Annotated in this window: 12 protein-coding genes; 2 read left to right on the top strand and 10 right to left on the bottom strand. The window is 70.8% G+C overall.

Features of this window, described 5'->3' with window-relative positions; translation table 11 throughout:
• Positions 1-8 precede the first annotated feature (8 nt).
• The 7 genes from ABZ919_RS11910 to ABZ919_RS11880 all read right to left on the bottom strand — a co-directional run bounded on the left by ABZ919_RS11910 (position 9) and on the right by ABZ919_RS11880 (position 7,580).
• Positions 9-1,079: a hypothetical protein gene (locus ABZ919_RS11910; RefSeq protein ID WP_361245945.1), complete on the bottom strand. Its 1,071-nt coding sequence runs from the start codon at positions 1,077-1,079 to the stop codon at positions 9-11.
• 148 nt (positions 1,080-1,227) lie between these two features.
• Positions 1,228-2,316 (bottom strand): branched-chain amino acid aminotransferase, encoded by a 1,089-nt coding sequence (locus ABZ919_RS11905; RefSeq protein WP_361245942.1) that lies wholly within the window; start codon positions 2,314-2,316, stop codon positions 1,228-1,230.
• A gap of 239 nt (positions 2,317-2,555) precedes the next feature.
• Positions 2,556-3,599, bottom strand: a complete 1,044-nt coding sequence (locus ABZ919_RS11900) for a 3-isopropylmalate dehydrogenase (RefSeq protein ID WP_361245939.1) — start codon at positions 3,597-3,599, stop codon at positions 2,556-2,558.
• A gap of 90 nt (positions 3,600-3,689) precedes the next feature.
• Complete coding sequence (locus ABZ919_RS11895; protein ID WP_107100810.1) at positions 3,690-3,821, bottom strand: hypothetical protein; 132 nt, start codon at positions 3,819-3,821, stop codon at positions 3,690-3,692.
• 335 nt (positions 3,822-4,156) lie between these two features.
• Positions 4,157-4,696: a GNAT family N-acetyltransferase gene (locus tag ABZ919_RS11890; protein ID WP_361245936.1), complete on the bottom strand. Its 540-nt coding sequence runs from the start codon at positions 4,694-4,696 to the stop codon at positions 4,157-4,159.
• A 286-nt stretch (positions 4,697-4,982) separates the two neighbouring features.
• Entirely contained in the window at positions 4,983-6,614 is a 1,632-nt protein-coding gene (pruA, locus tag ABZ919_RS11885; RefSeq protein ID WP_361245933.1) for an L-glutamate gamma-semialdehyde dehydrogenase, read from the bottom strand.
• A 39-nt stretch (positions 6,615-6,653) separates the two neighbouring features.
• On the bottom strand, positions 6,654-7,580 hold the full coding sequence (locus ABZ919_RS11880) for a proline dehydrogenase family protein (protein WP_361245930.1): 927 nt from the start codon (positions 7,578-7,580) through the stop codon (positions 6,654-6,656).
• A 165-nt stretch (positions 7,581-7,745) separates the two neighbouring features.
• On the opposite strand from ABZ919_RS11880, the gene ABZ919_RS11875 reads away from it, so the two are divergent.
• Entirely contained in the window at positions 7,746-9,038 is a 1,293-nt protein-coding gene (locus ABZ919_RS11875; RefSeq protein ID WP_361245927.1) for a helix-turn-helix domain-containing protein, read from the top strand.
• Positions 9,039-9,162: 124 nt separating this feature from the next.
• On the opposite strand, the gene ABZ919_RS11870 is transcribed toward ABZ919_RS11875, so the two are convergent.
• Positions 9,163-9,750, bottom strand: coding sequence for a TetR/AcrR family transcriptional regulator (locus ABZ919_RS11870; protein WP_361245924.1), 588 nt, complete (start codon positions 9,748-9,750; stop codon positions 9,163-9,165).
• A gap of 97 nt (positions 9,751-9,847) precedes the next feature.
• On the opposite strand from ABZ919_RS11870, the gene ABZ919_RS11865 reads away from it, so the two are divergent.
• Positions 9,848-11,392 (top strand): MFS transporter, encoded by a 1,545-nt coding sequence (locus tag ABZ919_RS11865; RefSeq protein ID WP_361245921.1) that lies wholly within the window; start codon positions 9,848-9,850, stop codon positions 11,390-11,392.
• 124 nt (positions 11,393-11,516) lie between these two features.
• Here the strand turns inward: ABZ919_RS11865 and serA are convergent, their stop codons facing one another.
• A complete protein-coding gene (gene serA, locus ABZ919_RS11860) occupies positions 11,517-13,106 on the bottom strand; it encodes a phosphoglycerate dehydrogenase (RefSeq protein ID WP_361245919.1) in 1,590 nt (529 codons plus the stop codon).
• 253 nt (positions 13,107-13,359) lie between these two features.
• Positions 13,360-14,358 carry a ketol-acid reductoisomerase gene (gene ilvC / locus ABZ919_RS11855; RefSeq protein ID WP_361245916.1) on the bottom strand — a complete coding sequence of 333 codons (999 nt, stop codon included), beginning with the start codon at positions 14,356-14,358 and terminating at the stop codon, positions 13,360-13,362.
• Positions 14,359-14,443: the final 85 nt, after the last annotated feature.

Raw genomic sequence — 14,443 nt, 5'->3', positions numbered from 1 at the left:
CAGGGCCTCTATTCCGTGACCAGGACCGGCGGCCGCAACTCTACGAAGGCGGCCGCCGACGCATCGTACTTCTCCGCGAAGTGCTGGATGAGCAAGGCGTGCAGCGGACTTTCGTCGTCCACCACGATCAGCTCGTGCGCCCCGGGCGCGCTCAAGGACTCGCTGAAGGCCGAGAGTTGGTCGAGGCGGTGGCGTGCCATGTACGACACCAGGTCGGGCGCGGCGACGTACAGGCGGTCCTCCACGGACACGAAGGGACAGCGGAACTCGCGTCGGCCGTCGGTGGCGTCGACCAGGGTGAGCGGCAGCCGGGTGAAGTGCTCCATCGGCTTGCTCTGCCCCCACAGCTCGTCGAAGCGCTGCTCGACGAAGGTGCCGAGCGGGGAGCGGACGGCGACCTCCAGTTGGACGCCCTCGCCGGACAGGCGGCCCACGGTGAGGAAGGAGACCAGGCAGCGCTCGTCCCAGCGGTAGAGGGTCACGCCGGGGGACGTCTGGCACAGGCGTACCTCGAGCAGGGCGCGGGAGGTGTCGTCCAGGCGCCGCGCGAAGTGGTCCAGGGTGCGCAGGTTGCGCATGATGTCGCGGCGGATGTCGGCGCTCTGCTCGCCCAGTTCACGGCCGCGCAGGATGACGGCGAGCGAGTCGGGGTCCAGCAGCATGATCTGGACCCGCGCGCCGTGCGCCGTGGCCGTCCTGACTCCGCGGAAGAGACGCTCGGAGAACTGCGGCCCGAACAGGTTGGAGAAGGTGTCGAGCACCTTCACGCAGGCCGTGGCCCCGTGCACCTGGGAGGCGAACCACTCGTAGTCGAGCCGGGTGTGTTCACGGACCCGGCCCTCCTGGGCCCGGGAGATCAGCGGGCCGATCACGAACACGGTGATGACGACGCCGACGAGGTCGGTGCCGAGGTTGAGGAAGAGGTTCTGCTGGTAGGCGTCCATGCCGGAGGCCCGCCACAGCAGCAGCGCGGCGCAGCCGGCCAGCGCGAGCAGCGCGGTCAGGCTCTGCGGCCGGCGCGGGGTCCGTAACGCGCGCAGCAACCAGCGCAGCCGTGGAATCGGCGACCAGCCGTTCACACGCCCCTCCCCCCGTACCGGGTGTCACCCCGGATGCGTGTCCGCGGGGGCGCGCGCCCCCGCGGAAAGGGTGGATACCCGGGTGGCAATGGCGCTACGCCTCGAACGCGCGCACCATTGCCCCCGACGCGACGCCGCTCCGCGCGCGTCAGCCGATCTTGTGCATCCAGCCGTGCTTGTCCTGCGTGACACCGCGCTGGATGCCGAGCAGCGCCTCGCGCAGGCGGAGGGTGACCTCGCCGGGAGTGCCGTCGCCGTGGGTCCAGCCGTCGGTCTTGGTCTTGACGTGGCCGATCGGGGTGACCACGGCGGCGGTGCCGCAGGCGAAGACCTCGGTGAGGGCGCCGGAGGCGGCGTCCTTGCGCCACTGCTCGAGGGTGATCACGCCCTCCTCGGCGGTGCAGCCGAGGTCGCGGGCGACCTGGAGCAGGGAGTCGCGGGTGATGCCCTCCAGGATCGAGCCGGTCAGGGCAGGGGTGACGATCCGGTCGCCGTACACGAAGGCGACGTTCATGCTGCCGCTCTCCTCGACCTTGGTGCGGGTGACCGCGTCGAGGTAGACGACCTGGTCGCAGCCGTGGGCCGCGGCCTCGGCCTGCGGGAGCAGGGAGGCGGCGTAGTTGCCGCCGGTCTTGGCGTCACCGGTGCCGCCGGGGACGGCGCGCACGTGGTCCTCGGAGACCCAGATGGTGACCGGCTTCACGCCACCGGAGAAGTAGGCACCGGAGGGTGAGGCGATGAGCATGAACAGGTACTCGTTCGCCGGGTGCACGCCGAGCGCGGCCTCGGTGGCGAACATGAACGGGCGCAGGTACAGCGCCTGCTCGCCGCCGTGCGGCGGGACCCAGTCGGCGTCCTGGGTGAGCAGTGCGTCCAGCGCCCCGATGAACAGCTCCTCGGGCAGCTCGGCCATGGCCATGCGGCGGGCGGAGTTGCGGAAGCGGCGGGCGTTCGCCTCGGGGCGGAACAGCGCGATCGAGCCGTCGGGCTGGCGGTAGGCCTTCAGGCCCTCGAAGATCTCCTGGCCGTAGTGCAGGACGTGGGTGGACGGGTCGAGCGAGATCGGGCCGTACGGGACGAGCTGGGCGTCGTGCCACCCGCGGCCCTCGGTCCACCTGATCGTCACCATGTGGTCGGTGAAGTGGCGGCCGAACCCGGGGTCGGCCAGGATCGCCTCGCGCTCTGCGGCGGCGAGCGGGCTGGCGGAGGGCTTGAGCTCGATCGTGGGCGTCGTCATGTGTTGTCCTTCACCGGTTGTAGTGACGGGCCGCATATACGCCCGCACGACTGTGGCCAGTGTTAGGACGTCCGAGCATTCCCTCATACCGCGGCTCCGCGTTCGATTATCGCGCGGGGCCTGTGGCAGACGGAATCGGGGTGAAAGCGACCCAAGGGTTGATGGTGGCACCCGGCGAGGCGCAGGAAAAGCCGCCGGGTGCGGATGCGACCCGGCGGCTTGAGGTGGTGAGCGCCGGGTCAGCCGGCTACTCGGACGGCGAGCGCGTCGCCGATCTGCGAGGTGCTGCGGGCACCCGAGGCGGCGCGCTCGGTGAGGTCCGCGGCGACCGCCGCGTCGATGCGGTCGGCCTCGCTGTCGTAGCCGAGGTGGCGCAGGAGCAGGGCGACGGACAGGACCGTGGCGGTCGGGTCGGCCTTGCCCTGGCCGGCGATGTCGGGCGCGGAACCGTGGACCGGCTCGAACATCGAGGGGAATGCGCGGGAGGGGTTGATGTTCCCGCTCGCGGCCACGCCGATGCCGCCGGAGACGGCCGCGGCGAGGTCGGTGATGATGTCGCCGAAGAGGTTGTCGGTGACGATCACGTCGAACCGGGCCGGGTCGGTGACCAGGTAGATGGTCGCCGCGTCGACGTGGATGTAATCGGTGGTGACCTCGGGGAACTCCTGGGCCACCCTGTTGAAGGTGTTCGTCCACAGGTGGCCCGCGAAGGTCAGCACGTTGTTCTTGTGGACCAGCGTGAGCTTCTTGCGCGGGCGGGCCTGCGCGCGGGCGAAGGCGTCCCGGACCACCCGCTCCACACCGAAGGCGGTGTTGACGGAGACCTCGGTGGCGACCTCGTGCTCGGTGCCCTTGCGGATGGTGCCGCCGTTGCCCGTGTAGGGGCCCTCGGTGCCCTCGCGGACGACGACGAAGTCGATCTCCGGCTGGCCTGCGAGCGGAGTGGCGACACCGGGGAGGAGCTTCGACGGACGCAGGTTGACGTGGTGGTCGAAGGCGAAGCGGAGCTTGAGCAGGAAGCCGCGCTCCAGGACGCCGGACGGCACCGACGGGTCGCCGATGGCGCCGAGCAGGATGGCGTCGTGCTGCTTCAGCGCGTCGAGATCGGCGTCGGTGAGGGTCTCACCGGTGGCGTGGTAGCGCCTGGCGCCGAAGTCGTACTCCTTGGTCTCCAGCTTCACATCCTGCGGCAGGACGGCGGAGAGGACCTTGAGACCCTCGGACACGACTTCCTGTCCGATGCCGTCTCCGGGGATCACTGCGAGATCGATGCTGCGAGACATGCGGGCACCCTACTCCTCGTCCCAGGGGATGACATGGCGTGTCCGCGATACGGACACCCGGACGGCCCCGGGACCGGCCGGAGCGGCGTGTCAGTGGCCGGTCTCGCCGCCGTTGTCACGGCGGTCGAGGGCGCGCTGGAGGGCGGCGGCGGCGTTCTTGCGGTCGGACTCGCTCGCACGGGACACGTGGCGGACTCGGCGGCGGACGGTCGTCTCGGCCATGGGAATCGACTCCTTCGGCAAACGCGAAGAACGGCAAGGGGATTTCGAGACGCCGGATGGGGCGGGGAGCGGCGGGCCGCAGGGGTTGCCTGCACGGGGCCCGGCTCACGACCGCCATTCGCTGGTTCTGGCGAGACGTTCGGCTCCTACAAAAGTAAGGGAACGGCCCGCGCCTGTCTGCACAATTACTCGGACTTCCTACTATCTGAGACGCCGGCGCCCACCGCGCGACTCTGACCTGGACCTTCGCGCGTTCGGGTGAACACCGCCGGATGGCACAGGGCGCAGGGCTCGGCCCGCAGCAGCCTGCCGATGCCGCACATCGGTGACCGCCGTCAGACGACGTCCCCGTCACGCCAGTCGAGGACCAGCTCCCGGTCCGGATCGGGCGGCCCGGCGAGCGCGGGCCACAGGTACACGCCCCCTTCCTCCTCCGGCAGCCGCACGATCCCGCCCGGTGAGAGGGCGTGCACCTGCCCGCCCCACCGCTGCCAGCCCCGTGCGGTGTAGAGCCGGGCTCCCTGCTCGCTCGCGCCGAGCGCGCCGAGGTCGTAGGCCCGGTCGATCACCCCTTCCAGCTCGCCCATCACCCGGCTGCCGAGTCCGGTGCGCCGCACGTCGGCGCGTACGGCGACGGCCTCGACGTAACCGGTGCGCAGCCAGCGCCCCCGATGGCGGACGCGCCGCATCACGACCGCCCCGTGCGCGGCGAGGCCGACGTCGTCGTGGACGAGGACATGCAGCCCGCCGCACCCGTGGTCCCAGTCCTCGGCGGAGAGGTCCCCGTCGAAGGCCTCGTCCAACAGGGCGCGGACGCCTTCGAGTTCGGCGGGTCCGAGGTCGGCGGTGTGGGCGCGGCTCAGTCGGATGGTCATGGCCCACCATCGTTCCCTGTTCCGGGGTCGGGTCCGCGTCCGGGTCCGCGACCGGACAGGCCGGGTCACCGGGCATGTCCCACGGGCCCCGGCCGCCTTGGCACCGCACGGGCGGCCGCCGGAGGCCGGGGGCCGGGGGGCCGGGGGGCCGGGGGGCCGGGGGGCCGGGGGCCGGGGGCCGGGGGCCGGGGGCCGGGGGCCGGGGGCCGGGGGCCGGGGGAATGGAAACGGGCCGGGAAGCCTGCGCGGAGGCAGGCTTCCCGGCCCGTGTTCTGGGGGGCTGGGATCAGCCCATGTGCGGGTAGGAGTAGTCGGTCGGCGGGACCAGGGTCTCCTTGATGGCACGGGTCAGGGTCCAGCGCAGCAGGTTCTGCGGGGCGCCGGCCTTGTCGTTGGTGCCGGAGGCACGGCCGCCGCCGAAGGGCTGCTGGCCGACGACGGCGCCGGTCGACTTGTCGTTGATGTAGAAGTTGCCCGCGGCGTAGCGGAGCTTCTCCATCGTGTACGCGGCCGCGGCGCGGTCGTTGGCGACGACCGAACCGGTGAGCGCGTAGTCGGACACCGACTCCATCTGGGTCAGCATCTCGTCGTACTTCTCGTCCTCGTAGACGTACACGGCGAGGAACGGACCGAAGTACTCGGTGCGGAAGACCTCGTTCTCCGGGTCGGTGCACTCGACGACGGTCGGGCGGACGAAGTAGCCGACCGAGTCGTCGTAGGAGCCCCCCGCGACGATCGTGCAGGTCGGGTCCTGCTTGGCGCGGTCGATGGCGGCCTTGTTCTTGGCGAAGGCACGGTCGTCGATCACGGCGCCGATGAAATTCGACAGGTCGGTGACGTCACCCATGGTGAGGTGGTCGACCTCGGCGGCGAACTCCTCCTTGAAGCCCGAGTTCCAGATGGAGGCCGGGATGTAGGCGCGGGAGGTGGCGGAGCACTTCTGGCCCTGGTACTCGAAGGCACCGCGGGTCAGGGCGGTCTTCAGCACCGCGCGGTCGGCGCTCGGGTGGGCGACCAGGAAGTCCTTGCCGCCGGTCTCGCCGACCAGCCGCGGGTAGGAGCGGTACTTCTCGATGTTGTTGCCGACCGTCTTCCACAGGTACTGGAAGGTCTTGGTCGAGCCGGTGAAGTGGATGCCCGCGAGGTCGCGGTGGTTCAGGGCGACCTCGGAGACCTCGATGCCGTCACCGGTGACGAGGTTGATGACGCCCTTGGGGAGACCGGCCTCCTCCAGCAGCTCCATGAGCAGCACGGCCGCGTGGGTCTGCGTCGGGGACGGCTTCCAGACCACCACGTTGCCCATGAGGGCCGGCGCGGTGGGCAGGTTCGCGGCGATGGCCGAGAAGTTGAACGGCGTGATCGCGTAGACGAAGCCCTCCAGCGGGCGGTGGTCCAGGCGGTTCCAGACGCCCGGGGAGTTCGCCGGGGGCTGCTCGGCGAGGATCTGGCGGGCGTAGTGGACGTTGAAGCGCCAGAAGTCGACCAGCTCACAGGGGCTGTCGATCTCCGCCTGCTGCGCGGTCTTCGACTGGCCGAGCATGGTGGAGGCGGCGATCGTCTCGCGCCACGGGCCGGACAGCAGCTCGGCGGCGCGCAGGATGATCGCGGCGCGGTCGTCGAAGGACATGGCGCGCCAGGCCGGGGCGGCGGCCAGGGCCGCGTCGACGGCGTCCTGGGCGTCCTGCCGGGTGGCGTTGCGCAGGGTGCCGATGACGGACTTGTGGTTGTGCGGCTGGACCACCTGGAACGGCTCGCCGCCGCCCATCCGCTTCTCGCCGCCGATCGTCATCGGCAGGTCGATCGGGTTCTCGGCCAGCTCCTTGAGCTTGGCCTCCAGGCGGGCGCGCTCGGGCGAGCCGGGGGCGTAGCCGTGCACCGGCTCGTTGACGGGGGTGGGGACCTGGGTCACAGCGTCCATAGGTTCCTTGACTCCTTGTACGTGAGCGGGTGTTCGGACTCAGCCCTTGCTGACCATCGAGCGGAGGAAGAAGCGCAGGTTCGCGGGCTTCTCCGCCAGACGGCGCATGAAGTAGCCGTACCAGTCGGTGCCGTAGGCGGTGTAGACGCGCATGCGGTGGCCCTCGGCGGCCAGGCGCAGGTGCTCGTCGCCGCGGATGCCGTACAGCATCTGGAACTCGTACTCGTCCAGCTTGCGGCCGGCCTTGTGGGCCAGCTCCTGGGCGATGGCGATCAGGCGGGGGTCGTGGGACCCGATCATCGGGTACCCCTCGCCCTCCATCAGGATCCGCAGGATGCGGACGTACGCCTTGTCGATCTCGTGCTTTTGCTGGTAGGCGACCTCGGCGGGCTCCTTGTAGGCACCCTTCACCAGGCGGACGCGGCTGCCGGCGGCGGCGAGGCGGCGGGCGTCGGCCTCGGTCCGGAAGAGATAGGCCTGGATGACACAGCCGGTCTGCGGGAAGTCCTTCCGCAGCTCCTCGTGGATGGCGAACATCGAGTCGAGGGTGGTGTGGTCCTCGGCGTCCAGCGTCACGGTCGTACCGATGGCGGCGGCGGCCTCGACGACCGGGCGGACGTTGGCGAGGGCCAGCTCGTGGCCGCCTTCCAGCGCTTGGCCGAACATGGACAGCTTGACCGACATCTCGACCCGCTCGCCGAGCTGCAGCTCCTTGAGGTGGTCGATCAGCGTCAGGTAGGCGTCGCGGGCCTGGGTGGCCTGCTCCGGGGTGGTGATGTCCTCGCCGACGACGTCCATCGTCAGCTCCAGGCCCTTGTCCGTCAGGTCCTTGACGATCGGCACGATGTCGGCCACCGTCTCGCCGGGGATGAAGCGGTCGACGACCTGCTTGGTCACCGGGGCCGCCGAGATCAGGCGTCGCATCCGGTCGCTGCGCGACGCGGCGAGAATCACGGGACCCAGCACGGGGCACCTCCACAGTCAAGCACCAAATACGGCCATCACCCGACGATTCGGGTACGGCACGGAGAACCACCGTGAAACCTAAGGATCTCTCCGATCCTGAGCCATCGACACCTGTCACGCATCCGTGGGCGGGATCTCAGACAGATGTATGAAAGCCGCCGGGGAATGAGGGAGAATGCCCGAGTGGCGGCGGATTTCAAGGGTGACTACCAGGAACTGGTCGACGAGATCTCGGAGCTCCTGGGGGTCCCGGCGACCCTGGAGAACCGCCACTTCGAGCTGATCGCCTTCGGCGCGTACGACAGCGACGACGAGCTGGACCCCTCGGCCCTGGACCCGGTGCGCACCCGCTCGATCCTGACCCGGCGCTCCACGGCGACCGTGCGGACGTGGTTCGAGGGCTTCGGCATCACGCGGGCGACCGGCCCCGTGCGGATCCCGCCGAGCCCGGAGGCCGGTGTCTACCGGGGCCGGATCTGCCTGCCGGTTCGCCACCGGGGTGTCGTCCTCGGCTACGTCTGGCTGCTGGACGGCGATCCGGGACCGACGGACGCCCAGCTTGCCGCGGCGATGGAGGTGGCCGGCCGGATCGGCGCGCTGCTGGCGGACGAGGCGGAGGCCGGGGCCGGGCTGAGCCGTGAGCTGCGGGCGGTGCTCACCGCGGAACGCGGCTGGCAGCAGGACATGGCGGTGGCCGAACTCCGTACCGCCCTCGGCCCACGCGCCTCCGAAGGTCCCGTCACCCTGGTGTGTGTCGCCCCCTGGCCGTCGGCCGACCCCGACGACGCCCCCGCCGTCCGCACGGTCCCCCATGCCGCGGCGCTGTGCACGCTCCCGTGGGGGGCGACGGGGCAGAGCCTCGCGTTGCTGGTGCGTCTGCGGACCACGGGGGTGAGCGCACCCGCGCTGGCTGCCGCCGCCCGCCTGCTGAAGGAGGCCGAGGGGGCCCGTGGCGCGCCGGGAGGCAGTGCGCGCGGGGCCGGCGCCCAGGTCGCCGCGGCGGCCGCTGCGGGACTCACCGCGGCCGCCCGGCCCGCCGCGGGCGCCGGCTGCGCCGCAGGGGTCGGCGATCCCCGCACCGGCCTCGCCGAGCTGGGCACGGTCTGGCAGGAGGCCGCCGCCGCCACCCGTGCCGCCCTGGCCGAGCCGCGGTTCGGGCCGGTCGCCCAGTGGTCGCACATCGGGCCGTACCGGCTGCTGACCGCGCTGCCGGCGCAGGCCGCGCCCGATCCCGTGGTCGGCCCGCTCCTCTCCCCCGCCCATCGGGAGCTGGCCCGCACGGCCGAGGTCTACCTGGACTGCGCGGGCCAGGCCGGCCGCGCCGCCGCCGCGCTGGGCATCCACCGGCAGACCCTGTACTACCGCCTGTCCCGCGTCGAGCAGCTCACCGGCCTGGACCTGGACGACGGGGAGGACCGGCTGCTGCTGCACATGGCGTTGAAGCGGGCGCGGCTGTAGGACCGGTCCGTCACTCGTCGCCCGCCTCGGACCGTCACTCGTCGCCCGTCTCGAACCTCGCGATCACCGGCAGCGCGCCGTCGTAGGGCCGAGTCCTCGAACCGGCACCGCCCGCTGCCCGGTGTCAGCTGTTGCGGCCGGCCGCGTCGACGATGCGGCGCAAGCCCTCGGTGAGCTGCTCCGCGGTGGTCGCCGAGTCCGGGTCGAAGAGCCACTGGACCATGAGGCCGTTGAGAAGGGTCATGTAGAAGCGGCCCTCGGTCTCGACGTCCTCCTCGGTGAGGTCGGCCTCCGGGACGCCGCTGAACAGCGACACCAGACCGGAACGGCCTTCCCTCTGCGCCTCGGCCAGCAGCTTGCGCACCTCCGCCATCCGCTCGTCCTGGAACATCAGCTCGAAGCTCAGCATCCAGACGGCCCGTGACTCGGGCACGGTGCGGATGACGGTCGCCCACACCTCCTGGAAGCGCTCAGGCGAGCCCGGCGGCTGGGTGAACTCCACGCCGAAGGCCGGGTCGAACCTCTCCCCGACACCCTCGATCAGGGAGACGTACGCCTGGACCAGCAGAGCGTCCTTCGACCCGTAGTGATAGCCGATGGACGCCAGGTTGGTGCCCGACTCCTTGACGATGTCCCGCGCCGTCGTGCGCAGGAACCCCTTCTCCAGCAGGCAGCGCTTGGCGCCTTCGAGCAGATCCTCACGGTGTCCCATGCGGACCACACTAGCGCCGATCCATACGACCGTCCTAGACAGATGACTTATACAGTCGTTCTAGACAAGCGTTTAATACGCCCGTACAGTCGCTGGCATGACGAACTCGACGAGCACGACCACCGGCGCCGAAAACGCCGCCCCCGCCCGCGCCGGGCGCCGCGAGTGGACCGCTCTCGGCGTGCTGATGCTGCCGCTGCTGCTGGTCTCGATGGACGTCTCGGTGCTGTACTTCGCGACCCCCGCGATCAGCGCCGACCTGCACCCGAGCGGCACCCAGCAGCTGTGGATCTTCGACGTCTACGGCTTCGTCCTGGCCGGCCTGCTGATGACCATGGGCTCCCTCGGCGACCGCATCGGCCGCCGCAAACTCCTCCTGACGGGAGCCGCGGCCTTCGGCGGGGCCTCGCTCCTCGCCGCCTACGCGAACAGCGCCGAGACACTGATCGCGGCCCGCGCGCTCCTCGGCATCGGCGGCGCGACCCTGATGCCGTCCACGATGGGCCTGCTGCGCACGATGTTCACCGATCCCTCCCAGCGGGCGAAGGCGATCGGCCTGTGGTCCGGCGTGATGACCGGCGGTATCGCCCTCGGCTCGGTGATGAGCGGCATCCTGGTCGAGCACTTCTGGTGGGGCTCGGTCTTCCTGGTCAACCTGCCCGCGATGGCGGTGCTGCTGCTCCTCGGCCCGGTGCTGCTGCCGGAGTCGAAGAACCCCGAGCCCGGCCGCTTCGACCGGCTGAGCGTCCCGCTGTCGATGGCCGCCGTGTTCCCGGTGATCTACGGCCTGAAGGAGATCCCCTCCGAGGGCTGGCACCCGTTCTACGTCGTCTCGATCACCGTCGGCCTGCTCTTCGCGGCGCTCTTCGTCCACCGCCAGCGCGCCAGCGCCTCCCCGCTGATCCCGCCGGCCCTGCTCAAGGGCCACGGCTTCACCCCGGCGTTGGTCCTGAACCTCGTCGCCAGCCTCGCCATGATGGGCTCGGCCATCTTCACCACGCAGTACCTGCAGTCGGTCCTCGGCAAGAGCCCGCTGTCGGCGGCCCTGTGGAGCCTGCTGCCCTCGGTGTTCATCGGATTCGCCGGGCCGGTCACCGCACAGCTCGTGCAGCGCGGCGTGAACCGGGGATACGTCGTCGCCGGCGGCTTCGCCGCCATGGCCGGCGGATACTCGATGCTCGCCCTGGTCGGCACCGACTCCCTGTGGCTGGCGCTCTCCGGGGCCGGCGTCCTCGCCTGCGGGATGGTCGCGATCATGTCGCAGCTGACCGACCTCGCCATGAGCAGCGCCCCCGTGGAGCGGGCGGGCACGGCGTCCTCGCTGCTGGAGACCAGCGCCGAGTTCGGGGGCGCGCTCGGCATGGCGGTCCTCGGATCGATCGGTACGGCCGTCTACCGCCACGAGATGCCGGCCACGGCCCCGGCCGGGGCCCGCGAGTCCCTGGGCGACGCCCTCGCCACGGCCGCGCATCTGCCCGGTCCGGCCGCGCAGATGCTCCTCGCCACGGCCCGGGAGGCGTTCACCAGCGGGATGCGGGCAGCGGCGATCGCCGGGGCGGTGCTGCTGGTCCTGGCGGCGGTGGGAGCGGCGATGAGCCTGCGGAGGATCGAGGTGCGCGCCGGCGAGCAGGGCGGCGAGTAGAGCACGGGCGAGCAGGGCACAGAAGAACGCCGGACGGGCTGACGAAAGTCAGCCCGTCCGGCGTCCGAGGACGAACGGGCCCAGCCGCCCAGCCCGACGAGTCGGGTGGGCGGACGGGCGGGGATCAGGTCAGGTTCACCGAGCGGGCGGACGTCGCCCCGATCTCGGAGGCGACCTCGGCCAGCACGCCGGCGGCCACCGTGTCGTCGACGGTCAGCACGGCCAGTGCCTCACCGCCGGCCGCCGCACGGGCGACCTGCATGCCGGCGATGTTGATGCCCGCCTCGCCGAGGATGCGGCCGACGGTGCCGACGACACCGGGGCGGTCCTCGTAGCGCAGGACGACCATGTGGTCGGCGAGGGCGAGGTCGACGTCGTAGTCACCGACCGCGACGATCTTCTGGATGTGCTTCGGGCCGGCCAGCGTGCCGGAGACCGCGACCTCCTCGCCGCCCGCGAGGGTGCCGCGCACGGTGACGACGTTGCGGTGCTCGTTCGACTCGGAGCTGGTGGTCAGCCGGACCTCGACGCCACGCTCCTGCGCGAACAGCGGCGCGTTGACGTACGACACCGTCTCGTCGACGACGTCCTCGAAGACGCCCTTGAGCGCGGACAGCTCCAGCACCTTCACGTCGTGCTGGGTGATCTCGCCGTAGACCTCGACGTCGAGGCGGTGCGCGACCTCGCCGGCGAGCGCGGTGAAGATCCGGCCGAGGCGCTCGGCGAGCGGCAGACCCGGCTTGACGTCCTCGGCGATGACACCGCCCTGCACGTTGACGGCGTCCGGCACCAGCTCACCGGCGAGCGCGAGGCGGACCGACTTGGCGACCGCGATGCCCGCCTTCTCCTGCGCCTCGTCGGTGGAGGCGCCGAGGTGCGGGGTGCAGACGACCTGGTCCAGCTCGAACAGCGGCGAGTCGGTGCAGGGCTCCTTGGCGTACACGTCGAGGCCGGCGCCGGCGACCCGGCCCTCCTTCAGCGCCGAGTACAGCGCCGCCTCGTCCACGATGCCGCCGCGCGCGGCGTTGACGATGCGCACGCTCGGCTTGACCTTGCGCAGCGCCTCGTCGCCGATGAGGCCGAGGGTCTCGGGGGTCTTGGGCAGGTGGACGGTGATGAAGTCGGAGACCTCGAGCAGCTCGTCCAGGGAGAGCACCTTGACGCCCATCTGCGCGGCCCGCGCGGGCTGGACGTAGGGGTCGTAGGCGACGACCTTCATCCCGAAGGCGGACATGCGCTGGGCGACCAGGGCACCGATGCGGCCGAGGCCGACGACACCCAGGGTCTTCTCGGCCAGTTCCACGCCCGTGTACTTGCTGCGCTTCCACTCGCCGTTCTTCAGCGCGGCGTTGGCCTGCGGGATGTTGCGGGCGGAGGCGAGGATCAGACCGCAGGCCAGCTCGGCGGCGGTCACGATGTTGGAGGTCGGGGCGTTGACGACCATCACGCCGGCCTTGGTGGCGGCGGAGACGTCGACGTTGTCCAGGCCGACACCGGCGCGCGCGACGACCTTGAGCTTCTTCGCGGCGGCGATGGCCTCGGCGTCGACCTTGGTGGCGGAACGGATCAGGATCGCGTCGACGTCGGCGATGGCGGGGAGCAGTTCGGCTCGGTCCGCTCCGTTGCAGTGCCGGATCTCGAAGTCCGGGCCGAGCGCGTCCACGGTCGCGGGCGACAGCTCTTCAGCGATGAGTACGACAGGTTTCGAGCTCACGGTGAGGTCCTCACAAGTCCAAAGCATGCGGACGGCCGTCCCGACGGCCGCAGGCGGAGGAGGGGCTAGCCGCGGAAGACGCACGACGCTGTGGGCCTGACGCGTGTTGTGCAGAAGTCTAGTGGCGTGGCGGCGGGCGTAATGCGCCTCCACGGAAGGATCACCCGGACGGGAAACTCCATTTTGTATGGAGGGTTCGTCCGGAATGGACGACGGGGGCCGGAGCAGCGTGCTCCGGCCCCCGGCACGAGGCTTACGCCTCCTCGTTCACCCAGCTCATCAGCTTGCGCAGCTGCTTGCCGGTGGTCTCCAGCAGGTGCTCGGAGTCCTGCTGCTTGTACTCGTTGTACTTCTTCAGACCGCCGTGGTACTCGTCCATCCAGTTCTGGGCGAAGGAGCCGTCCTGGATCTCGGCGAGGACCTTCTTCATCTCGGCCTTGGTGGCGTCGGTGATGATGCGCGGACCGGTGACGTAGTCGCCCCACTCGGCGGTCTCGGAGATGGACCAGCGCATCTTCTCCAGGCCGCCCTCGTACATGAGGTCCACGATCAGCTTCAGCTCGTGCAGGCACTCGAAGTAGGCGATCTCCGGCTGGTAGCCGGCCTCGGTCAGGGTCTCGAAGCCCGCCTTGACCAGCGCGGCCGTACCACCGCAGAGGACGGCCTGCTCACCGAACAGGTCGGTCTCGGTCTCCTCGGTGAAGGTGGTCTTGATGACGCCGGCGCGGGTGCCGCCGATGCCCTTGGCGTACGACAGGGCGAGCGCGAAGGCGTTGCCGGAGGCGTCCTGCTCGACGGCGACGATGCACGGAACGCCGCGGCCCTCCTCGTACTGACGGCGGACCAGGTGGCCCGGGCCCTTCGGGGCGACCATGCAGACGTCCACGCCGGCCGGGGGCTTGATGAAGCCGAAGCGGATGTTGAAGCCGTGGCCGAAGAACAGCGCGTCGCCGTCCTTCAGGTTCGGGGCGATGGACTCCTCGTAGACCTGGGCCTGGATCGGGTCCGGGACCAGGATCATGATGACGTCGGCCTCGGCGGCGGCCTCGGCCGGGGTCACCACGCGCAGGCCCTGCTCCTCGGCCTTGGCCTTGGACCTGGAGCCCTCGTGCAGACCGACGCGGACGTCGACACCGGAGTCACGCAGCGACAGCGCGTGGGCGTGGCCCTGGCTGCCGTAGCCGATGACCGCGACCTTGCGGCCCTGGATGATGGACAGGTCGGCGTCAGCGTCGTAGAACAGCTCGGCCACTTTGGGTTCTCTCCTTGGTGTGCAGATTGTGCGTCCCACCGTATGCCGGTGAGGGGAGGGGAAGTCTGGGGGTCTCGGCATCCGG

It is taken from the genome of Streptomyces sp. NPDC046759 (assembly GCF_040645475.1).
In the GTDB taxonomy this organism is placed as follows: domain Bacteria; phylum Actinomycetota; class Actinomycetes; order Streptomycetales; family Streptomycetaceae; genus Streptomyces.
Note: the sequence above shows the minus strand (reverse complement) of the source record. Positions and strands in the feature narration are given on the sequence as shown.